Below are 21,321 nucleotides of genomic sequence, written 5' to 3'. Positions count from 1 at the left end.
ACTGCTGCGGACCGGACTCACTAGGAGGAACAACGTGACGGCTACCGCCGAGCACATCAAGGACAGCCCGATCGCGGGCGACATCCTGACTGTCGCGCGCGAACAGGTTCTCGACGGCGGCGTCGGTCTGTCCGAGGACCAGGTGCTGCAGGTCCTCCGGCTCGGTGACGACCGGCTCGACGACCTGCTCGCGCTCGCGCACGACGTGCGGATGAAGTGGTGCGGTCCCGAGGTCGAGGTCGAGGGCATCGTCAGCGTCAAGACCGGCGGCTGCCCCGAGGACTGCCACTTCTGCTCGCAGTCGGGCCGCTTCCCGACCCCGGTGCGTTCCGCGTGGCTCGACATCCCCGGCCTGGTCAAGGCCGCCCGCGAGACCGCGGATTCCGGCGCGACCGAGTTCTGCATCGTCGCCGCCGTGCGCGGCCCCGACGCCCGCCTCCTCGCGCAGGTCCGCGACGGCATCAAGGCCATCCGCGAGTCCGGCAACGACATCCAGATCGCCTGCTCGCTGGGCATGCTCACGCAGGAGCAGGTCGACGAGCTCGTCGCGATGGGCGTGCACCGCTACAACCACAACCTCGAGACCGCGAAGTCGCACTTCCCGCAGGTGGTGACCACGCACTCCTGGGAGGAGCGGTGGGACACCCTGCGCATGGTGCGCGAGGCGGGCATGGAGGTCTGCTCCGGCGGCATCATCGGCATGGGCGAGACCGACGAGCAGCGCGCCGAGTTCGCCGTGCAGCTCGCGGACCTGGACCCGCACGAGGTCCCGATGAACTTCCTCATCCCGCAGCCCGGCACCCCGTACGAGAAGTACGAGCCGATCGAGGGCAAGGACGCCCTGCGCGTTGTCGCCGCGTTCCGGCTCGCGCTGCCCCGCACGATGCTGCGCTTCGCCGGCGGCCGTGAGCTCACCCTGGGCGACCTGGGCGCGGAGAAGGGCATGCTCGGCGGTGTCAACGCGATCATCGTCGGCAACTACCTGACCAACCTCGGCCGACCGGCCCAGCGGGACATCGACATGCTGGCCGACCTGAAGATGCCGATCAAGGCGCTGAGCGACTCGCTATGACGTTCTGCGTGCACTGCGGCCGACCGCCCGCGGACGGGGACCACACCCCGTGCCGCGGGGGGCGTGCCGCCTTGGAACCGCCGCGATTCTGCGGCGAGTGCGCCCGCCGGATGATCGTCCAGATCACGCCCGCGGGGTGGTCGGCGCGCTGCAGCCGACACGGCGAGTCGACCAGCGCGGGCACGCTTGCCCTGACCGACTAGGCTCGCGCGCAGCGTCAGGCGTCGTAAGCGGAGGTCATGGTGACGGAACAGCCCGTCGAATCAGGGCAGCACGTCTACTCCGACGACTCCGGCGACTCCACAGTGCGCACCGAACCCAAGGTGCACGGCCCAGAGTTCCCGATGTGGCACCGCCCCGCGCCCCGGGTCGTGGTCAAGGCCGACCTGCTTCCGGCGATCAGCATCCTGTCGTTCGTGTCGCTGTTCGGCATGGCGGTCGGCTGGCTGTGGTCGCGTCTGGCCCCGGCGCAGCTCGTCATCATCGGCGAGGCGGGCAAGCTGTTCAACGTGCGTGGGGAGAGCCTGCACCGCTTTCACGACCTGGCGTTGTTCGTGCTCCTGGGCCTCGGCGCGGGCATCGTCACCGGCGCGGGCGTGTGGATGCTGCGCGAGCGGCGTGGTCCCGTGGTCATGCTGGCCGCCGTGATCGGTTCCGCGGTGGCTGCCTGGCTGGCCGCGCAGGTCGGCGTCTCGTGGGCCGAGGCCCGCTACGTCGTGACCGGCGTCCCGAAGGTCGGCGACGTCGTCGCGGTGGCCCCGCGCCTGGCATCCCTGTGGGCCGTCGTCGCCTGGCCGCTGGGCACGGCGATGGCCTACGGCCTGGCCGCCGCCTGGAACGGCCACGACGACCTCGGCCGCAGGCTCGGATAGAACTCGCAGGCCACGATCTAGTTCAGGCTTGCCGGTGCGCTGAATTCTGTTGGGGGAGCGGGGACCGCGCGCAAGGCCGTGAGCAAGCCGGCCTCGCGGTTGAGCAGCCGGATGATCATCCGCAGCCGGTGCAGCGGCCTGGTTTCCTCCAGCAGCTTCTGCCGGTCTTCCATGGTCAACAGGCAGTCCGCGGCGAGAGCGTGCGCGAGTTCGCAGGTGTCGGTGTCGTCGGCGGGCTCGTCCCAGTCCTCGCTCTGCCACGCGGCGTCGCAGTAGCGCCGGTGCGCGGACCGGGCGGCCTCGGCGAGCATCCTGACCGACTCGGCCGGAGCCGTCGGCGGGGGGATGTCCGGTATCCACTCGACCTGCCCGATCAGGTACGGCGCGCTCGTCGCGTCCAGTTCGAGCAGCCGAAACCGCCGGTCGCCGGTGGAGACGATGTCGAATCTGCCGTCGGGCAGCCGTTTGGCCTGCCGCAGCGCCGCCGAGCAGCCGATCTCCTGCAGTTGCGCCACCTCGGTGATCTCGTGGTGCGAGGACGGCCGCATCGCGATCACCCCGAACCGCCGGTCGGGCACGGTGCCGGTGACCAAGTCGACCGTCAACTGCCGGTAGCGCGGCTCGAAAATGTGCAGCGGCATGTTCGCACCGGGCAGGAGCACGGCCTGCAGGGGAAACAGGGGAAGCGAATCAGCCACGCGGACCACGCTACGACGAAGCGCGCCGCTCCGCTGTCCGATGGGTCACGGTTAGTTCGTACGGCCTAGCGCTCCGTCACCGGCTGGTGGTCGGAGCACCGCGAACGGGTCGGTCACCGCCATCCGGGTGTCGGCGAAGCGGAACTGCGCCGCCGGCCTGCCGCCCGCGCGCCCTGGCTTGGCTGTCTCACCCGTCGGAACAAGGAGTCCGCGGCGGGCCAGGACCCGTTGCAAGTTGGTCGCGGACACGCGGTAGCCCAGCGCCGCGGAGTACAGCTCGCGCAGCTCCGAGATCGTGAACGCCGGCGGCGCCAAGGCGAATCCGATGTTCGTGTACGACAGCTTCGACCGCAGCCTGCTCTGCGCCCGCAAGGCGATCGTCTCGTGGTCGAAAGCGGTGGGGGGCAAGGCGTCGAGGGAATGCCACGCGGTGTCGGGCGGCAGCTCGGGGTCCAGGTGCGACGGCACGAGGCAGAGGAACGCGGTGGCCACGACCCGCGGTCCCGGAACCCGGTCGGGGGCGCTGAAAACCGCCAGCTGTTCGACGTGGGAGACCTTTCGCACATCGACTTTCTCGGCCAGCTGCCGTCGAATCGAGGCCTCGACGTCCTCGTCCGCGCGCAGCCTGCCACCGGGCAGTGACCACCTGTGCGCGTGCGGTTCCATCGCGCGCTCCCACAGCACCACCTGCAGTGATCCCGCTCTCACCCGGAGCACCGCGGCCAGGACTTCGTGCGCGAGAGCCGTTGTGCCGGTGGTAGCATCTGTCATGTTTTCGATTCTAAGGCGAAAACCTCGGGATCGGAAATCTGACCAATGAGGAGGGCCCGATGACCGCGGAACTGATCGACCTGACCCCTTATGGCGGGGTGGAGCCGAACAGCGCGTGGCGGGACGAAGTGCGCAGGCTGGCCAAGCAGCGCGACGCCGTGCTGCTGGCGCACAACTACCAGCTCCCGGAGATCCAGGACATCGCCGACCACACCGGCGACTCCCTGGCCCTGAGCCGGATCGCCGCGCAGAGCACCGCGTCCACGATCATCTTCTGCGGCGTGCACTTCATGGCCGAGACGGCCAAGATCCTGGCCCCCCAGAAGACCGTGCTCATCCCGGACGAGCGCGCGGGCTGCTCGCTGGCCGACTCGATCACCGCCGACGAGCTGCGGGCCTGGAAGGCCGAGCACCCCGGCGCCGTGGTCGTGTCGTACGTGAACACCACGGCCGAGGTGAAGGCCGAGACCGACATCTGCTGCACCTCCTCGAACGCCGTCGACGTCGTGCGCTCGATCCCGGAGGACCGCGAGGTGCTGTTCCTGCCCGACCAGTTCCTCGGCGCGCACGTCAAGCGCGAGACCGGCCGGGAGAACCTCCACATCTGGGCGGGAGAGTGCCACGTCCACGCCGGCATCAACGGCCCCGAACTGGCCGAGCGCGCCGCGGCGAACCCCGACGCCGACCTGTTCATCCACCCGGAGTGCGGCTGCGCCACCTCGGCGCTCTACCTCGCCGGTGAGGGCATCGTGCCCAGTGAGAAGGTCAAGATCCTCTCGACCGGCGACATGGTCACCCAGGCCCGCTTGACCAAGGCGAAGTCGGTTCTGGTCGCCACCGAGATCGGCATGCTGCACCAGCTGCGCAAGGCCGCCCCGGACGTCGAGTTCACCGCGGTCAACGACCGCGCGTCCTGCCGCTACATGAAGATGATCACCCCGGCGGCGCTGCTGCGCTCGCTGCGGGAGAACCGCGACGAGGTCCACGTCGACCTCGAGATCGCGCTGCGGGCCAAGGGCGCGGTGCAGCGGATGATCGAGATCGGCCAACCTGGTGGTGGCGAGTGACCAGCCCGCGCTGGGAGGCGTCCGCTGACCTGGTGGTTGTCGGGACTGGCGTCGCGGGCCTGACCGCGGCGCTGCGGGCGCATTCCCTGGGCCTGCGGGTCCTGGTCGTGACCAAGGGCGCCGCCGACGAGGGCAACACGCGCTGGGCTCAGGGCGGCGTCGCCGTCGTCCTGCCCGGTGAGCACGAGGCGGGCGACTCGGTCGACAAGCACGTCGCCGACACCCTGGTCGCGGGCGCGGGCCTGTGCGACGACGACGCGGTCCGGGCGATCATCGCCGACGGTCCCGCCGCGGTCACCCGACTGCGTGAGCTGGGTGCGGTCTTCGACCCGGGCGCGGACGGCAACCTCGCCCGCACCCGCGAAGGCGGCCACAGCGCGTTCCGCGTGGTGCACGCGGGCGGCGACGCGACCGGCGCGGAGATCGAGCGGGCGCTGCTCGCCGCGACCCGCGACGGCAGGCTGCCGATCCTGGAGCACCACGTCGCCGTGCAGGCCCTGCGCACCCCTGCGGGCGCCGTGACCGGGCTGACCGTGCTCGACGACGACGGCGTGCCGGGCGTGATCACTGCCGCCGCCGTCCTGCTGGCCTCCGGCGGGCTCGGGCAGCTCTACCAGGCGACGTCGAACCCCGACGTCGCCACCGGTGACGGCATCGCGCTCGCGCTGCGGGCCGGGGCGCCGGTCGCCGACATCGAGTTCGTCCAGTTCCACCCGACCGTGCTCTACACCGGCCAGGGCGCGCGTGGGCGCTGCCCGCTGGTCACCGAGGCGGTGCGCGGCGAGGGCGCGGTCCTGATCGACGCCACCGGCGCGTCGGTGATGCGGGGCGTGCACCCGCTGGCCGACCTTGCCCCGCGTGACGTCGTCGCCGCCGCGATCACCCGGCGGATGGCCGAGGGACGCGGCGGGATCGACGACCACGTCTTCCTCGACGCCACGCGGCTCGCCGACGTGGACTTCGCGACCCGATTCCCGACTGTCTACGCGGCTTGCCGGGCCGCGGGCATCGACCCGGCCGTCAACCCGATCCCGGTCGCGCCCGCCGCGCACTTCTCGTGCGGCGGCGTGATCGCCACGGTCGACGGTCGCACGGCGGTGCCCGGCCTGTACGCGGCGGGCGAGGTGGCCAGCACCGGCCTGCACGGCGCGAACCGGTTGGCGTCCAACAGCCTGTTGGAGGGCTTGGTCGTCGGGGCACGGGCCGCGGAGACCATCGCCGGGGACCTCGCGGGCGGGCGCCTGGGCGATCCCCGGCTCGCCGTCGTCTCCGACATCCCGTGCGCGCCCGTGGCCGACCGCGACTCACTGCAGCGCGTGATGAGCCGCTACGCCGCGATCGGCCGCGAGGCCGAGGGGCTGGCCGTCGTGGGCTCGGTGCTCGACGTGTCCGCCGTGGTCCGCCCCCTGGACACCCGCGAGGCGGTGGAGGACGCGGCGCTGACCCTGGTCGCGCGGTCGCTCATCGCCGCCGCCGCGGCCCGCACGGAGTCGCGTGGGTGCCACGTCCGCACCGACTTCCCGGTCCGCGACGACGCGAACTGGCGGCGCAGCCTGGTCGTCCGGCTCAACCCGTCCGGCCAGCCCGTCCTGGCCGCCCCGACCGCTCTGCGAGGTGCGGCGTGATCGACCGCGACGACCTGGCCCGGGTCATCCGGACCGCGCTGGAGGAGGACCTCCGGTACGGCCCGGACGCGACCACCGAGGCCACCGTGCCCGCCGACGCCGTGGCCACCGCGGAGATCACTCCGCGTCAACCCGGTGTGCTGGCGGGCATCCCGGCCGCGCTGGCCGTGTTCGAGCAGGTCGTGCCGGACCTGGTCGTGGTGTCCGCGCTGGAGGACGGCGGCGCGGCCGTCGCCGGTCAGCCCGCGTTGGTGCTGCGGGGCAACACCCGCGCGCTGCTGACCGCCGAGCGGACCGCGCTGAACCTGGTCTGCCACCTGTCCGGCATCGCCACCGCGACCGCCGAGTGGGTGCGAGAGATCGCGGGCACCAAGGCCGCCGTCCGGGATTCGCGCAAGACGCTGCCGGGTCTGCGGCTGCTGGAGAAGTACGCGGTCCGCTGCGGCGGCGGCGTCAACCACCGCCTCGGCCTTGGCGACGCGATCCTCATCAAGGACAACCATGTCGTCGCCGCGGGTTCGGTCAGCAAGGCCATCGCCGCGGCCCGCGCCCACGCGCCGGACCTGTTCCTGGAGGTCGAGGTCGACGGCCTGGCGCAGCTGGACGAAGCGCTGTCCGAGGGCGTGGAACTGGTGCTGCTGGACAACTTCACCGCCAGCGACTGCGCGAAGGCCGTCCAGCGGGCGCAGGGCACGGGCACGCGACTGGAGGCCTCCGGCGGCCTGACCCTGGCTGTCGCGCGGGAGTACGCCCAGACCGGCGTCGACTACCTCGCGGTCGGGGCGTTGACGCACTCGTCGCCGGTGCTGGACCTGGGCATGGATCTGCGGGGCTAACCCCAAGGCCGCTCAGTTAGGCGGTTTGAGGTCTCGTCAAGGGGCCGCTGATCATGAGACAGCGGAGCCCCGGTAGACAGGTTTGTCCTCGCGAGACAACCACTACCAAGGGGCTCCGCTGCCTGCCCAGTCTGTCATCACCCGCACGATCACCGTGGCCCAGGGACCGTTCGCACCCGGTCATCTGGGCGAGTTGACCCAAATCGTGCCCTTCGACATGGTCGACGAGATCCTTGCCGAGACCCGCACCGTGCAGGCCAGGGTGCGGGATCTGCCCTCCCGTGTCGTGGTCTATCTCCTGCTGGCCGGGTGCCTGTTCGCGGATCTGGGCTACGGGCAGGTGTGGCACCGCCTCACCGCCGGCCTGGGTGGTCTGGATGTGGCCACACCGACCACGGGAGCGTTGTGCCAGGCCCGCCGTCGGATCGGGATCGCACCCCTGCGGGCACTGTTCGACCTGCTGCGCGGCCCCGCCGCGGCGGGCACCACGGGCGGGGTGCGGTGGCGCGGGCTGCTGGTCACCGCGATCGACGGCGCCACCATGACCGTCGCGGACAGCACGGCCAACCTGACCGTGTTCACCAAACCCGGCAGCCACAACGGCGGGTCCTCATATCCACTGCTGCGGATGCTGGTCCTGGTCTGCTGCGGCACCCGCACCGTCCTGGACACGGTCTTCGGCCCGGCCACCAGCGGTGAGACCACCTATGCCGCCCGGCTGGTCAGCGGCCTGCGGAAGGGCATGATCGTGCTGGCCGACCGGAACTTCGCCGCCGCGGACCTGGTTGCCGCGATCGCCGAAACCGGGGCGCACGTGCTGTTCCGGGTCAAGGCCGCCCGGAAGCTGCCGCCCTTGCGCCGCTACGACGACGGGTCCTACCTGTCGATGCTGGGTGTGCTCCCGGTCCGCGTCATCGACGCCGAGATCACCATCGCGACCAGTGCCGGGCTGCGAACCGGTGCCTACCGGCTGGTCACCACCCTGCTCGACCACCACCGCCATCCGGCGTTCGACATGGTCAGGCTCTACCACGAGCGGTGGGAGATCGAAACCGCGTTCCTGGAGATCAAGTCCACGATCCTGGGCGGGAAGGTCCTGCGCGCCCGCACCCCGACCGGCGTGGTCCAGGAGGTCTACGCCCTGCTGCTCACCTACCAGGTCCTACGCCTGGCGATGGCCGACGCCACCGACACCCGGCCCGGCATCGACCCGGACCGGGCCGGATTCACCGTCGCACTGCACGCCGCCCAAGACCAAGTCGTCCTGGCCGCAGGCGTCATCGCCGACACCGTGATCGACCTCGTCGGCGCGATCGGCAGGCTGGTCCTGGCCAACCTCCTACCCGACCGGCGCATCCGAACCAGCCCCCGCGTCGTCAAACGGGCCATCTCCAAATACAACGCCCGCGGCACCATCGACCGGACCAGCTACAAAGCCACCATCAACATCGACATCCCCGCCCTGCCCGATCCTTGACAACCAGAGCGAACCCCTTAACTACACGGCCTTGGGGCTAACCCCGGCTGGCTGGGGCCCATTCGTGGCCCCAGCCGCCCTGGATCATGGTCTGGAACGCCCAGCCCTGGGTGGTCCGCACGAGCACGTCGGCGTAGGTCATCTCCTGCCGCTCACCCTCGACCGTCACGGTCGCCTCGGTGACCACGACGACGAGGTTCTCGCTCAGGAAGTGCGGTGTCCGCACGGATTCCATAGCCGCGCCGCCGCCGACCACCTCACTCATGGTCCCCACGTACTCTTCACGGCTCCACGACGCCACCGCCGCATGTCCACCGGGCACGTCGGTGGCGAGGTTCAGCGGGAAGACCGCCAGATTCGCCATCTCCTCGACGGCTCCGCGCTCTGCCAGGGCGTCGTAGTGGACGAACCACTCGCGAATGCTTTCCCGCGCTTCATCAGTCGGCTGATACATCAGCACCCCATTCTCTCGTACGCTGTACCGTACAGCGTACTACAAGGGTGCGGCGACCCGGTTCTCGCGCTCTCGGATCGGCCTAAAATGGGTCATACCCTCAGTTCTTCGACCGTTCGATCATCTCCGCGAGTCCCGCCAGTAGATCTTCCGCCTTCGGGGTGCGGCTCGGGTCGAGCATCCACTGCAGGGCGAAGCCGTCGCACACGGCCAAGACGAAGCTCGCCACCGCCATGCAGCGAGGGTCGTCCGCCGGGACGTCCTCGCCATACGAGGTCGCGACGATCGCGGCGATGCGGTTTCGGGTGCGGTGTTGCAGTGCGGCCAGTTGTTCGCGCAGGCCGGGGTCCCGCTCTGCCTGGGCGAGGGCCTCGACGAAGCTGAGCAGCAGGGCCCGGTGGTCGGTGAGGTGGGTCAGGACGGTGGCCCAGGTGAGGTGGGCTCGGGCGATCGGGGAGGCGTCCGGGTCGGCCAGCGCCACCTGGGTGAGGCGTTCGCTCCACTCCTCGAACATCGCGCCGAGGGCCTCGTTGAGCAGCCCGGCCTTCGAGCCGAAGTGGTAGCCGATCGACGCCAGGTTGGTGCCCGATTCGGCGACCAGGTCGCGCGTGGTGATGTGCGCGTATCCCTTGTCCTGCAACAGTCTTCCGGCCGCCGCGAGGAGTTGTTCTCGATGTCCCACCGGCCAAGCGTAGTTGACCGGCGGATCTATACGGGTGTATGAATCGTGGAGCGGGTCACAATGCCGGAGGGTGCGCCATGAGTTCTGCCGAGGTCGTCATGCGTGAGTCGCTCCCGCCCGGGTCCCGCCTGCCTCGGCCCATCCAGACGATCCTGTTCCTGCGCTCCCGCCACCGCTTCGGACCGATCTGGCGCCGCAAGCACGGCGACACGTTCACCGTCCGGCTCGCCGCCGACCGGACCGTCGTCGTGGTGAGCAGGCCCGAGGACATCCGCGAGATCTTCGCCGGCCCGTCGTCGGTGTTTCACGCGGGCGAGGGCAACGCGATCCTCGAACCGGTGATGGGCAGCCAGTCCGTGCTGATCCTCGACGAGGACGCCCACCTGCGCTCCCGCAAACGCCTGATGCCCGCGTTCAACGGCGCCGCCCTGCGCGGCTACGCCGGGATGATGACCGAACTGGCCGAGAAGTCCGCCGACCGCTGGCCGGTCGGCAAGCCGTTCGCCGTGCACCCGGAAATGAACGCGCTGACCCTCGAGATCATCCTGCGGGTCGTGTTCGGCATGGCCGAGGGCGACCGGCTGGCCCGGCTGCGGCCGCTGATCAACAAGGTCGTCGACATCGGCCCGATCGCCATCCTCGGCTGGACCTACCCGGCGCTGAGCCGGTACTGGCCGTGGAAGCGCAACGCCCAGAACCTCGCCGACGCCGACGCCCTGCTGTACGAGGAGATCGCCGAGCGCCGCACCGAGGACCTGACCGGCCGCGACGACGTCCTGTCCCGCCTGCTCGCCGCGGACCCCGACGCGCCCGCCGCCGAGTTGCGCGACCACATGATGACCCTGCTCCTCGCCGGCCACGAGACCACCGCGACCGCTCTCGCCTGGTCCCTGCACGAACTGGCGCGCCACCCGGAAACCCTGCGCACCGCACAGGAAGCGGCCGACAACGGCGACGACGACTATCTTCAGGCCGTCACCAAGGAGGCCATGCGGCTGCGCCCTGTTATCTACAGCGTCGCCCGCAGGCTGACCGAGCCGACGGTCGTGCGCGGACACCTGCTGCCGAAGGGCACGATCGTCACGCCCAGCATCGGTCTCGTGCAGAGCGACCCCGACAACTTCGCCGAGCCCGAGGAGTTCCGCCCGGAACGCTTCATCGGCGCCCAGCCCGAAGCGGGCACCTGGATCCCGTTCGGCGGCGGCGTCCGACGCTGTCTCGGCGCCGGGTTCTCCTTGCAGGAGGCCGCGGCCGTCCTGCGCGCGGTGCTCGTCCGGTATGACATCGAGCCGGTGGGCCAGCCGGAGGCCACGATCACCCGCAACATCACCCTGGTCCCCGCGAAGGGCGCCCGAATCGTGGCCCGCCGCCGCTGATGGCGCCGGTCACAGCCGGGTCAGCATCGCGTCAACGAGAGCGTTGAGCCCGTAAAGATCGCGTAGCCGAAACCTCAGCCGTGCCTCTTCTCGGCGTTGTGTTGTCCATGGATGACACCCGAGCTACGCGGAGGACACCGGTGACACTCGTCGACCACATACCCACGCTGCGGGGCTCGCTGAACCGGCGGCTCGAACCCGGCCTCTGGCCCCGCGGCGCACGCCTTCGTACCGACAACGAACTGGAGATCGGCGGCGTCGAGACGACCCAGATCGCCGCCCGCTTCGCCACCCCCGCCTACGTGCTCGACGAGGACGACATCCGGGCCCGCTGCCGGGCCTACCGCGCCGCCCTCCCGGACGTGGAGATCGCCTACGCGGGCAAGTCGCTGCTGTGCCGCGGCGTGCTGCGGATCATCGCCGAGGAAGGTCTGTCGCTGGACGTCTGCTCGGCGGGCGAACTGGCGGTGGCCCGCTCGGTCGGCTTCCCGGCGGAGCGGATCCTGTTGCACGGCAACGTGAAGACCGCCGAAGACCTCAAGGCCGCCCTCGGCTACGGCGTGGGCCGCGTGGTGATCGACTCACTCGACGAAATCGACCAACTCGGCGCGCTGACCACCACCGCCCAGCCGGTCCTGATCCGCGTCACGCCGGGCGTCGACGGCAGCACCCACCACGCCATCACCACCGGCGTCGACGGCCAGAAGTTCGGGTTCTCCCTGGCCGACGGCGCCGCCGAACGGGCGGTCGAGCGGGTGCTGGCCGAACCGGGACTCCGCCTGGTCGGGCTGCACTGCCACATCGGATCGCAGATCACCCGGGTGGCCGCCTTCGAGGAAGCGGCTCGGCGGATGGTCGGTCTGCTGGCGCTCATCCGAGACCGACACGGCGTGGTGCTGCACCAGCTCGACGTCGGTGGTGGTCACGGGATCCCTTATCTCCCAGGGCAAGCGGAGTTCGATCTCACCGGATTCGCCAACCGCCTGCGCTGCGCGGTGAACTACGAATCGGGCAGGCGACAGTTTCCCGTGCCCGCGCTCACCATCGAGCCCGGCCGGTCGATCGTCGGCCCGGCGGGCGTGACCCTCTACCGGGTCGCGGTCGTCAAACGCGGCGCCACGACGTTCGTCGCCGTGGACGGCGGCATGAGCGACAACCCCCGGCCCGCCCTGTACGGCGCCCGGTACACCGTGCGGATGGTGGGCCGGCCTTCCTCGGCTCCCGCGGTCCCGGTAACGGTGGTCGGCCGACACTGCGAAGCGGGCGACGTCCTGGCGACCGACATCGAACTCCCGGCCGACATCGCCGCGGGCGACCTGCTCGCGGTGGCGGCCACCGGCGCCTACCACCACAGCCTGTCGTCCAACTACAACGCCGTGGGCAGGCCGCCGCTGGTCGCCGTCCGCGACGGGGTGGCCCGGCTGCTGGTCCGCCGGGAGACCGAGGACGACCTGCTCGCCCGCGACCAGGGCTGAGTCAGGCGGGCAGGGGCCTGCCGCGGTCGGTCGCGACGGTGATCGCGAAGAACGCCAGCGCCGCGCCGGTCACGTAGCGCTGCACCCGCAGCCAGTCCGGCCGACGGGTGAAGAACGCGCCCACCGCGCCCGCGGCCAGCACGAACGTCCCGTTGAACGTCAGCGCCACCGCGATCTGGGTCAGTCCCAGCAGCAGGCTCTGCATCGCGACCGAGCCGTGCGACGGGTCGATGAACTGCGGCAGCAGCGACACGTACAGGATGGCGATCTTCGGGTTGAGCAGGGCGGTCAGCAGCCCCATGCCGAAGAGCTTGCGCGGCCGGTCAATGGAGAGCCCCTGTGGTGCGAACGGCGACGCACCACCAGGCCGGACCGTCTGCCACGCCAGCCAGAGCAGATATGCCGCCCCCGCCAGTTTGAGTGCCAGATAGAGCTGCGGCACGTAGGTGAACAGCGTGACCACCCCGGCGGTGGCGGCGATCAGGTACACGAACAGCCCCGCCCCGACACCGGCCAGCGAGACCAGCCCCGCGCGGCGACCCTGGGTCACCGACCGCGAGACCAGGTAGATCATGTTCGGCCCGGGCGTCAACACCATGCCCAGGGAGACGAGTGCGACACCGACGAAAGCGCTGAGTTCGATCCCCATGGAACCCATTGTTCCAGTCAGAGCCGACGGTTCTCCAATACTGGGATCGCCGCCCGCGTGGTGTCCACGAGGTCGGTGTCGATGTCGACGACCAGCACGTCCGGTTTGCCCTCCAGCGCCGCCACGACCCGCCCACGCGGATCGGCGACCAGGCTGTGCCCGATCCCCAGCGGAGCCGTGCCGGTGACCGGGCCGGGGTCGGCCTGCCCGCAGGCGAGCACCCAGGACGTGCAGTCGAGCGCCCGCGCGCGCACGAGCAACTCCCACTGCTCGAGCTTGCCCTCGCCCGCACCCCACGAAGCCCCCAGCAGGATCGCCTTGGCGCCGCGGTCGGCCAGCGCGCGGAACAGCTCGGGGAAGCGGACGTCGTAACAGGTGGCGACGCCGAGGGTGATTCCGTCGACCTCGATCGTCACCGGCGTCTCGCCTGGCGCGACCGTGCGCGACTCGGCGAAACCGAAGGCGTCGAACAGGTGGATCTTGTCGTAGCCGAGGTGCTGCCCGCGCCCGGTGACCAGCAGCGTGTTGCGCACCCGCCCGTCCGGATCGGGGGTGAACATCCCCGCCACGACGACCACGCCGTGCTCGTCGGCGATCTCCCGGACGGCCGTCGCCCACGGCCCGTCGAGCGGCTGCGCCACCGGCCCGAGGGGCACGCCGAAGCGCGACATCGTCGCCTCCGGGAACAGCACCACCGACGCGCCGTCGGCCTGGCGCACGCCTTCGCGGACCAGCGCGAGGTTCGCCTCCGGATCGGCGGTGGCGGAGATCTGGCAGAGGGCAACTCGCACAGTCGCTCCTTACGTTTCGATCGACCACTACTCTGAAGTCGTGCCGGTTCTGCGCGCGGTAGCCGCTGTCGTTCTGATGATTTCCCTGGCCGCCTGCACGGCCGAACCTACCCCGCCCGCCTCCGGCGATCCCGACGGTCGGTCGATGATGATCGCCGCCGCCGTCGCGCCCGCGTCACTCGACCCGGCCGCGGGGTACGCCCCGCTCGGCGCGGCGAAGATCTACGACGGACTCGTCGAGTACCAGCCTGGCGGCACGCTCCGTGCGGCGCTGGCCGCCAGGCTGCCCGTGCCCGCCGCCGACGGTCGCTCCTGGGCCGTCGCCCTGCGCGGCGACGTGAAGTTCCACGACGGCAGCGCGTTCGACGCCGACGACGTCGTGGCCACCTACCGGCGCGTCCTCGACGGCCCGCTGCGCTCGAAGTTCTGGATGCTCTCCGACGTCCGGGCGCTCGACGCGGGGACCGTGCGCTTCGAGCTGTCCCAGCCCTACCCGGCGTTCACCGGCCTGCTGGTGCTGGGCGTGAAACCGACGGCTGAGGGGACCAACGGCACCGGCCCGTACCAGGTCGCCGGCTGGGAGCCGGGCCGCAAGCTCGTCCTCAAAGCCCACTCCGCCTACTACCTCGGCGCGCCGAAGCTGAGCGAGATCACCGTCGAGTTCGTCGCCGACGACGAGACCCGCGCCCAACTCCTGCGCGACGGCAAACTCGATGGCGCCGTGCTGCCCGCGAGCCTGGCGTCGGGTTTCGCCACCACCTCCGGCCTCACCGTCGTCGACCACGCCGCGGGCGACGTCCGGCTGATCTCCCTGCCTGACGGCCCCGTCACCGGCGACCCAGCGGTGCGGCGGGCGCTGAACCTCGTGGTCGACCGGCGCAAACTCATCGAAGAGGCGTTGGCGGGCAAGGGCGCGGCGACCTCGATCCCGCTGCCCGCCGCGCTCGCGGAGTTCGCCGAGCCTGGCGCGCGCTTCGACCTCGACGTGCCCCGCGCGAAGGAGCTCCTCGAAGCCGCCGGATGGTCGGCGGCCGCCGACGGGCAGCGTGCCAAGGCGGGCGTGCTCGCGGTCATCCCGGTCGGCTACCCCGTGGGCGATCTCGCCGCGCGTGACCTCATCGCCGGTTTCGCCCGCGACGCCGCCACGATCGGCGTGCGGGTCACCGCCGAGCCGGTCGCGCGCGACGCCCTCACCGGCGCCACCGCCGAACTGCGCGCGGTGGGGGACCCGTTCGACCCGAGCCGGGCGCTGTCGTGGCTGGGCGACGCGGCGGCGCGTGCCGTCACCGACCCGGCCCAGCGCGCGGTGGCGTACCGGGCGCTCACCCGCGCGTACCTCGCCGCGCCGTCCGCGGTGGTGCTCGCGGAGACCGGACACAGCTACGTGATTCGCCAGAACTGGACCGGATACCGGGTCGTCGTCGACGGCCCGGGCACAGACCACACGTGGGGGGCATGGTGGAACCTGCAGACCTGGGCGCCTCGATGATCGACCTGGACATCGACCTGGACACAGTGCGGGCGCTGACACCCGGCGCGGCGAACGGCGTGTTCCTCGACAGCGCGGGCGCGTCCCTGATCCCGCGGCCGATCGTCGACGAGGTCATCGCGCACCTGCGCCGCGAGGAGGAAGTCGGCGGCTACCGTGCGGGCGCCGAACGCCTCGACGACCTCGAAGCGGGCTACGGGGTCTTCGCCGACCTGCTGGGGTGCGATCCCGACGAGATCGCCTTCACCGACAGCGCGACCCGCTCCTACCTCGCCGCCTTCGACGCGCTGCCGCTCGGACCGGGCGACCGCCTGCTCGCTACCGAGGCCGAATACGGCGGCAACGCGATCCCACTGCTGCGGCGGGCCGAGCTCAGCGGTGCCACGGTCGAGCGCATCCCGTCCACTTCGGACGGCGAAGTCGACGTCGACGCGCTGCGGGGGATGCTCGACGAGCGGGTCAAGTTCGTCTCGCTGGTGCACGTGCCGACCAACAACGGCCTGGTCAACCCGGTCGAGTCGGTGGTCGATGCGGCGCACGAGGTGGGCGCGCTGGTGGCCCTCGACGCCTGCCAGTCGATCGGCCAGCTGCCATTGTCCTTGCGCGACATGGGCGTCGACATCATCAGCGGCGCGGCCCGAAAGTGGCTGCGCGGCCCGCGCGGGAACGGTGTGCTGGCCGTGAGCAGGGAAGCCCGCGAGCGGCTGCGTCCCCGCCTGGTCGACCTGCACAGCGGCGAGTGGACGGGCGCGAGCGAGTTCGAGTTGCGCGACGACGCCCGGGTGTTCGAGCTGTGGGAAAGCGGCGTGGCCGAGCGTCTCGGGTTCATCTCCGCCGCCCGTTACGCCCTCGACCTCGGCATCGACGCGATCGCCGCCGCCGTGGCCGACCGGGCGGGCCGGCTGCGCGCCGGGCTGGCGGCGATCCCTGGTGTTCAGGTCCGTGACCAGGGTAAACAGCGGTGTGGCCTGGTCACCTTCACGGTCGAGGGCATGGCCGACGCGGAGGTTCGCGACAAGCTGCGGGCCCAGGACATCACGGTCACGGTCAGTGAGCTGCCCTCTACCCGCTATGACATGACTCGCCGCGGTCTGAGCGCGGTCGTCCGGGCCTCGCCGCACTACTTCATCTCCCCGGACCAGATCGATACAGCTGTCGAGGCGGTCGCCGCCCTGCGGTGACGGACGCGACGGTCACGCTGGGAGGGCGACGCCTTACTCTTGAGGGGTCCCCGCGCTGATGGAAGGACCCCATGCTCACCCGTACTGACCTGCGCTCCGCCGTCCCGTCGCCCGTCGAGCTGCGCCACGCGCTGCCCCGGGCCGAGGTCGACGTGGACGCGGTCATCCATCAGGTGCGGCCGATCGTCGACGGGGTCCGTGAGCGCGGGGTCGAGGCCGCCCTGGAGTTCACCGAGCGCTTCGACCGGGTCCGCCCCGAGTCGATCCGGGTGCCCGCCGCGGAGTTGACGCTCGCGCTGGACGAGCTGGACCCGGCGGTGCGTGCGGCCCTCGAGGAGTCGATCGCGCGCGCCCGCGTGGTGCACGCCGAACAGCGCCGCACCGACGTGACCACCCAGGTCGTCCCCGGTGGCACGGTCACCGAGCGCTGGGTGCCGGTCGCCCGGGTCGGGCTCTACGCGCCGGGCGGGCTCGCGGTGTACCCGTCGAGCGTGGTCATGAACGTCGTCCCCGCGCAGGCCGCCGGGGTGGAGTCGCTGGTCGTCTGCTCCCCGCCGCAGGCCGAGTTCGGCGGCCGTCCGCACCCGACGATCCTGGCCGCCGCCGAGCTGCTCGGGGTCGAAGAGGTCTGGGCCGTGGGCGGCGCGCAGGCGGTGGCGCTGCTGGCTTACGGCGGCGTCGACACCGACGGCGCCGAACTGGCCCCGGTCGACATGGTCACCGGGCCGGGCAACATCTACCTGACCGCCGCGAAGCGCCTGCTGCGCGGTCTCATCGGCATCGACTCCGAGGCCGGGCCGACCGAGATCGCCATCCTCGCCGACGCCACCGCCGACCCGGCGCACGTCGCCGCCGACCTCATCAGCCAGGCCGAGCACGACCCGCTCGCGGCGAGCGTGCTGGTGACCGACTCGGTCGAGCTGGCCGATGCCGTCGACGCCGAGCTGGAGATTCGGGCCAAGGCGACCAAGCACGCCGACCGGGTCACGACCGCGTTGCGCGGCAAGCAGTCCGGCTGCGTCCTGGTGTCCTCAGTGGACGACGGGCTGCGGGTCGTCGACGCCTACGCGGCCGAGCACCTGGAGATCCAGACCGCCGACGCGCGGTCCGTCGCCGCCCGCGTTCGCAGCGCGGGCGCGATCTTCGTCGGCGCGTACGCCCCGGTCTCGCTCGGCGACTACTGCGCCGGGTCCAACCACGTGCTGCCCACCGGCGGCTGCGCGCGGCACTCGTCGGGCCTGTCGGTGCAGACGTTCCTGCGCGGCATCCACGTCATCGACTACTCCGAGGACGCGCTGCGCGAGGTGGCGGGCCACGTCGTCGCGCTCGCCAACGCCGAGGACCTGCCCGCGCACGGCGAAGCCGTCACCGCGAGGTTCGAGTCATGACCGCCCCCGGAGCGCGGGCGGCCCTGGCCGACCTGCCGCTGCGCGACGACCTGCGCGGCCGCTCGCCCTATGGCGCGCCGCAGCTCGACGTGCCGTTCCCGTTGAACACCAACGAGAACCCGTACCCGCCGCCGCCCGAGCTGGTCGCCGACATCACCGCGGCGGTCGGTGAGATCGCGGGCACGCTGCACCGGTATCCGGACCGCGACGCCATCGCGCTGCGCGACGACCTGGCGCGCTACCTCGCCGAGTCGACCGGCGTGCCGCTGACGGTGGCGAACCTGTGGGGGGCCAACGGGTCCAACGAGATCCTGCAGCAGATCCTGCAGGCCTTCGGCGGTCCGGGCCGGGTCGCGCTGGGCTTTGAACCGTCGTACTCGATGCACCCGATCATCGCGGGCGGCACCCGCACCGAGTGGGCGCCGACTCCGCGCCGCGCCGACTTCTCCCTCGATGTCGAGGAAGCGGTGAAGGTGCTGGCCGAGAAGTCGCCGGACGTGGTCTTCGTGACCAGCCCGAACAACCCGACCGGCCAGTCGATCCCGCTCGACGACCTGCGCGCGCTCGTCGAGGCCGCGCCGGGGATCGTCGTGGTCGACGAGGCGTACGCGGAGTTCTCCCCGCAGGAGAGCGCCGTCCACCTCATCGACGAGTTCCCCACGCAGGTCATCGTCAGCCGCACCATGAGCAAGGCGTTCGCCTTCGCAGGCGGGCGGCTCGGCTACCTGGCCGCCGCGCCCGCCGTCGTCGACGCGCTTCTGTTGGTGCGCCTGCCGTACCACCTCTCCGCGCTCACCCAGGCCGCCGCCCGCGCGGCCCTGCGCCACGCCGAGCAGACCCTGGCCTCGGTGCACGCGCTGGCCGCCGAACGCGACCGGGTGGCCGCCGCCCTGGCGGGACTCGGTGCCAATGTGGTGCCAAGCGACGCCAATTTCGTCCTCTTCGGACAGTTCGACGACGCGCCCGCCGCCTGGAAGTCCTATTTGGACGAAGGCGTGCTCATCCGGGATGTCGGCATCCCCGGGTTCCTGCGGGTGACCGTGGGCACGCCGGTGGAGAACGACGCTTTCCTGGCCGCCAGTAAGGAGATCTTCAAGTGAACCGTGTCGGCCGCGTGGAGCGGATCACCAAGGAGTCGTCCGTGCTCGTCGAGGTCGATCTCGACGGCTCGGGCAAGGTCGAGGTCTCGACCGGTGTCCCGTTCTTCGACCACATGCTCACCGCCTTCGGCGCGCACGCCTCGTTCGACCTGACCGTGCGTGCCACCGGCGACATCGAGATCGACGCCCACCACACGGTCGAAGACGTCTCCATCGTCCTGGGCCAAGCGCTGCGTGAAGCCCTGGGCGACAAGTCCGGCATCCGCCGCTTCGGCGACGCCTGGATCCCGATGGACGAGACCCTCGCGCACGCGGCGGTCGACGTGTCGGGGCGGCCGTACTGCGTGCACACCGGCGAGCCCGAGGTGATGACCGGCTTCGTCGTCGGCAACAACTACCCGACGGTCCTCAACCGACATGTCTTCGAGTCGATCGCCTTCCACGCGCAGATCGCCCTGCACCTGCGGGTGATCCACGGCCGCGACCCGCACCACATCACCGAGGCCGAGTACAAGGCCTTCGCCCGGGCCCTGCGCGCGGCGACCGAACCGGACCCGAGGGTCGGCGGCGTCCCGTCGACCAAGGGCGTTCTCTGAGCAGTCGGGAGACTGAGTTGGTGTCGAAGGACCTCGTCGTCATCGGCCTGATCGCGTTGGCGGGAATCCTCATCGGAGGCGTCTACACGACCTGGAAGACGGCCAAGGGAATGGCGATCCTGCTGGCCTTCTTCGCCCTGATGGCGGGCGGCGGCGCCCTGGCCTGGCATCTCTCCTCATGAGACGCGCGGCCGTCTGGGTCCGCGACGACTTCGAAGACGTGCGGACCCGCCTGCTCGACCGGCAGGGCAGGCGGAGGTTACTCGTGCCCACACCGAACGGGACGTTCATCCTCGGGCCGAACCCGCTGACCGAGCGGACGATCAAGGACACCCGAGCCGTGCTCGGCGGCGGGATCGGTCTGGTGTGGACCGATTCCGGGATCGTGGTAGAGCATGCGGATTACTTTGACGCGGACCCATCATTGCCCGCCATCGAACTGTTCCACCAGGAGGGCCTGCCCGCCGAGGCCGAGCTGATCCGGTGGCTCGACCAAGCCGGCGCCGACGCCGCCGTGCCGACCCATCCTCGGCCGTGGTGGGAGAAGTTGTTCGGCGAGCGCTCCAAGACCGTGCACGCGTACCGACGCTCCCGTGGTCTCCCTGTGGAACTGGCGATGCGTGTGGCGTTGTTCGCCTTTTTCGTGGTGACGTGGCCCGTTGCCTTCGCCGACCTGCCGCCGCTCTTCAAGTTGATGTTCGTCTCGGTCGTGCCGGTGGGTGTGATCGACACCGTAGCCATGCTGTTGGCTGCATCCAGGTGGCGGCAGGAAATCCCCGTGCTTGATCCGCTGGGTGTGCGAACGGACGTTCAGGCTCCTCGATAGCGCATTGGCGTGTACGCGAGTTCGCCGCACCGGCCCAGCGGTATTCCTGGTGCTTGACCGGGGTCTCACCGAAGTCATAGGCCAGGTAGGTGCTGTGGTCGCGGCTGGTCCAGCGCTCGAACAGCCGTACGTGCTTCCCCGAAGCCACCAGCGCGTCCCCGGTGCGCAGGTCCTCGCGGCGGATCGGATCGGTGATGTCGCCGAGGTCGCGCCCACCGCCGGGCCTTGGTGTGGCGTAGCTGACCGAGAGACCCCAGGTCATCGAGACGAAGCCGGAGCAGTCGGCGCCATGTCACAGCGGCATCAGACCCCGCCCTCAGTCGCCGCCTTCAGCCGAGGTGCGCCAGGCCCGAGTTTCGCCATCCCGTCGTCGCTGTTGATCAGGCCGCAGCTCTTGAGGGACAGGCAGCCGCACCCGATGCAGGACGTCAGGTTGTCCCGAAGCCGCTGCAAGGCGTCGATGCGCGCCTCGATCTCGCCGCGCCACGACTTGGACAGCTTGCTCCAGTCCACCTTCGTCGGCGTCCGCCGCTCCGGCAGCAAGTCGAGCGCGTCGTGGATTTCCTCCAGGGATAACCCCACCCGCTGGGCGGTCCGAATGAAGGCCAACCGACGCAGAACCGCCCGCGCGTACCGCCGCTGGTTGCCCGCGGTGCGTTCGGAGGTGATCAACCCCCGCTCCTCGTAGAAGCGCAGGGCCGTATGGGGGACACCGCTGCGATCGGCGACCTCGCCGATGGTCAGCATCTCAGGAAGCTTGGACACCCGGCGAGCCTACCGGGACCTCCAGGTAGGTCGAAGTACGGACACCCGCTGGTCAGGATGCAACAGCCGCCCGTCCGTCACCGCGACGTCGAGACCGATGCGGCGCGTGAGAGCGTCTGATCTCCAACTGT

The 21,321-nt window shown here is 70.8% G+C and carries 23 protein-coding genes; 16 read left to right on the top strand and 7 right to left on the bottom strand.

The features are described 5' to 3' along the window. The first annotated feature begins 34 nt into the window (after nt 1-34). Genes bioB through ACUZ2Y_RS09545 form a run of 3 tightly spaced genes read left to right on the top strand, consistent with a single transcriptional unit; the run spans nt 35 to nt 1,944 of the window. Nucleotides 35-1,072, top strand: a complete 1,038-nt coding sequence (gene bioB / locus ACUZ2Y_RS09555) for a biotin synthase BioB (RefSeq protein WP_476328974.1) — start codon at nt 35-37, stop codon at nt 1,070-1,072. Further along, a complete protein-coding gene (gene bsaP, locus ACUZ2Y_RS09550) occupies nt 1,069-1,275 on the top strand; it encodes a biotin synthase auxiliary protein BsaP (protein ID WP_091374488.1) in 207 nt (68 codons plus the stop codon). Before bioB ends, bsaP begins: the two co-directional genes overlap by 4 nt. Before the next feature lie 36 nt (nt 1,276-1,311). Then, a complete protein-coding gene (locus ACUZ2Y_RS09545) occupies nt 1,312-1,944 on the top strand; it encodes a DUF2567 domain-containing protein (protein ID WP_476328972.1) in 633 nt (210 codons plus the stop codon). Nucleotides 1,945-1,961: 17 nt separating this feature from the next. On the opposite strand, the gene ACUZ2Y_RS09540 is transcribed toward ACUZ2Y_RS09545, so the two are convergent. Further along, nucleotides 1,962-2,642, bottom strand: coding sequence for an LON peptidase substrate-binding domain-containing protein (locus ACUZ2Y_RS09540; protein ID WP_476328970.1), 681 nt, complete (start codon nt 2,640-2,642; stop codon nt 1,962-1,964). Nucleotides 2,643-2,693: 51 nt separating this feature from the next. Continuing rightward, nucleotides 2,694-3,413, bottom strand: coding sequence for an NUDIX hydrolase (locus ACUZ2Y_RS09535; protein WP_476328968.1), 720 nt, complete (start codon nt 3,411-3,413; stop codon nt 2,694-2,696). Between the two features lie 59 nt (nt 3,414-3,472). Between ACUZ2Y_RS09535 and nadA the strand changes: the two genes are divergently transcribed. From nadA to ACUZ2Y_RS09515, 4 genes are all read left to right on the top strand, one after another. Beyond that, nucleotides 3,473-4,480 carry a quinolinate synthase NadA gene (nadA, locus tag ACUZ2Y_RS09530; protein WP_476328967.1) on the top strand — a complete coding sequence of 336 codons (1,008 nt, stop codon included), beginning with the start codon at nt 3,473-3,475 and terminating at the stop codon, nt 4,478-4,480. Next, nucleotides 4,477-6,105, top strand: a complete 1,629-nt coding sequence (locus ACUZ2Y_RS09525; RefSeq protein WP_476328965.1) for an L-aspartate oxidase — start codon at nt 4,477-4,479, stop codon at nt 6,103-6,105. Before nadA ends, ACUZ2Y_RS09525 begins: the two co-directional genes overlap by 4 nt. Further along, nucleotides 6,102-6,941, top strand: a complete 840-nt coding sequence (nadC, locus tag ACUZ2Y_RS09520) for a carboxylating nicotinate-nucleotide diphosphorylase (protein WP_476328963.1) — start codon at nt 6,102-6,104, stop codon at nt 6,939-6,941. Before ACUZ2Y_RS09525 ends, nadC begins: the two co-directional genes overlap by 4 nt. 154 nt (nt 6,942-7,095) lie before the next feature. After that, nucleotides 7,096-8,418 carry an IS4 family transposase gene (locus ACUZ2Y_RS09515; protein ID WP_476331683.1) on the top strand — a complete coding sequence of 441 codons (1,323 nt, stop codon included), beginning with the start codon at nt 7,096-7,098 and terminating at the stop codon, nt 8,416-8,418. 37 nt (nt 8,419-8,455) lie between these two features. Here the strand turns inward: ACUZ2Y_RS09515 and ACUZ2Y_RS09510 are convergent, their stop codons facing one another. Next, nucleotides 8,456-8,872 (bottom strand): nuclear transport factor 2 family protein, encoded by a 417-nt coding sequence (locus ACUZ2Y_RS09510; protein ID WP_476328961.1) that lies wholly within the window; start codon nt 8,870-8,872, stop codon nt 8,456-8,458. Between the two features lie 100 nt (nt 8,873-8,972). After that, on the bottom strand, nt 8,973-9,554 hold the full coding sequence (locus ACUZ2Y_RS09505; protein ID WP_476328959.1) for a TetR/AcrR family transcriptional regulator: 582 nt from the start codon (nt 9,552-9,554) through the stop codon (nt 8,973-8,975). A 77-nt stretch (nt 9,555-9,631) separates the two neighbouring features. Between ACUZ2Y_RS09505 and ACUZ2Y_RS09500 the strand changes: the two genes are divergently transcribed. Together ACUZ2Y_RS09500 and lysA are read left to right on the top strand one after the other, a co-directional pair. Beyond that, a complete protein-coding gene (locus tag ACUZ2Y_RS09500; protein WP_476328957.1) occupies nt 9,632-10,930 on the top strand; it encodes a cytochrome P450 in 1,299 nt (432 codons plus the stop codon). Nucleotides 10,931-11,070: 140 nt separating this feature from the next. Further along, nucleotides 11,071-12,405, top strand: coding sequence for a diaminopimelate decarboxylase (gene lysA, locus ACUZ2Y_RS09495; protein WP_476328955.1), 1,335 nt, complete (start codon nt 11,071-11,073; stop codon nt 12,403-12,405). 1 nt (nt 12,406) lies between these two features. On the opposite strand, the gene ACUZ2Y_RS09490 is transcribed toward lysA, so the two are convergent. Together ACUZ2Y_RS09490 and ACUZ2Y_RS09485 are read right to left on the bottom strand one after the other, a co-directional pair. Then, on the bottom strand, nt 12,407-13,054 hold the full coding sequence (locus tag ACUZ2Y_RS09490; protein WP_476328953.1) for a LysE family translocator: 648 nt from the start codon (nt 13,052-13,054) through the stop codon (nt 12,407-12,409). Between the two features lie 17 nt (nt 13,055-13,071). Continuing rightward, nucleotides 13,072-13,845, bottom strand: a complete 774-nt coding sequence (locus tag ACUZ2Y_RS09485) for a carbon-nitrogen hydrolase family protein (RefSeq protein ID WP_476328951.1) — start codon at nt 13,843-13,845, stop codon at nt 13,072-13,074. A gap of 40 nt (nt 13,846-13,885) precedes the next feature. Here ACUZ2Y_RS09485 and ACUZ2Y_RS09480 point away from each other — a divergent pair, with 40 nt between their 5' ends. The 7 genes from ACUZ2Y_RS09480 (at nt 13,886) to ACUZ2Y_RS09450 (ending at nt 20,425) form a co-directional block, all read left to right on the top strand. Beyond that, entirely contained in the window at nt 13,886-15,334 is a 1,449-nt protein-coding gene (locus tag ACUZ2Y_RS09480) for an ABC transporter substrate-binding protein (RefSeq protein WP_476328949.1), read from the top strand. Further along, nucleotides 15,301-16,515: an aminotransferase class V-fold PLP-dependent enzyme gene (locus ACUZ2Y_RS09475; RefSeq protein WP_476328947.1), complete on the top strand. Its 1,215-nt coding sequence runs from the start codon at nt 15,301-15,303 to the stop codon at nt 16,513-16,515. The genes ACUZ2Y_RS09480 and ACUZ2Y_RS09475 overlap by 34 nt, the downstream gene beginning before the upstream one ends. Nucleotides 16,516-16,586: 71 nt before the next feature. Further along, nucleotides 16,587-17,903: a histidinol dehydrogenase gene (gene hisD / locus ACUZ2Y_RS09470; RefSeq protein ID WP_476328945.1), complete on the top strand. Its 1,317-nt coding sequence runs from the start codon at nt 16,587-16,589 to the stop codon at nt 17,901-17,903. Beyond that, nucleotides 17,900-19,003, top strand: coding sequence for a histidinol-phosphate transaminase (locus ACUZ2Y_RS09465; RefSeq protein ID WP_476328943.1), 1,104 nt, complete (start codon nt 17,900-17,902; stop codon nt 19,001-19,003). The genes hisD and ACUZ2Y_RS09465 overlap by 4 nt, the downstream gene beginning before the upstream one ends. Further along, a complete protein-coding gene (hisB, locus tag ACUZ2Y_RS09460; protein ID WP_476328941.1) occupies nt 19,000-19,599 on the top strand; it encodes an imidazoleglycerol-phosphate dehydratase HisB in 600 nt (199 codons plus the stop codon). Before ACUZ2Y_RS09465 ends, hisB begins: the two co-directional genes overlap by 4 nt. A gap of 20 nt (nt 19,600-19,619) precedes the next feature. After that, nucleotides 19,620-19,781, top strand: coding sequence for a hypothetical protein (locus ACUZ2Y_RS09455; protein WP_476328939.1), 162 nt, complete (start codon nt 19,620-19,622; stop codon nt 19,779-19,781). Nucleotides 19,782-19,819: 38 nt separating this feature from the next. Beyond that, on the top strand, nt 19,820-20,425 hold the full coding sequence (locus ACUZ2Y_RS09450; RefSeq protein WP_476328937.1) for a hypothetical protein: 606 nt from the start codon (nt 19,820-19,822) through the stop codon (nt 20,423-20,425). 303 nt (nt 20,426-20,728) lie between these two features. On the opposite strand, the gene soxR is transcribed toward ACUZ2Y_RS09450, so the two are convergent. Beyond that, nucleotides 20,729-21,172 (bottom strand): redox-sensitive transcriptional activator SoxR, encoded by a 444-nt coding sequence (soxR, locus tag ACUZ2Y_RS09445; protein WP_476331686.1) that lies wholly within the window; start codon nt 21,170-21,172, stop codon nt 20,729-20,731. Nucleotides 21,173-21,321: the final 149 nt, after the last annotated feature.

Source organism: Actinokineospora sp. UV203, from assembly GCF_056323665.1.
The sequence above is the reverse complement of the archived record's forward strand: the minus strand, read 5'-3'. Positions and strand labels throughout refer to the sequence as shown.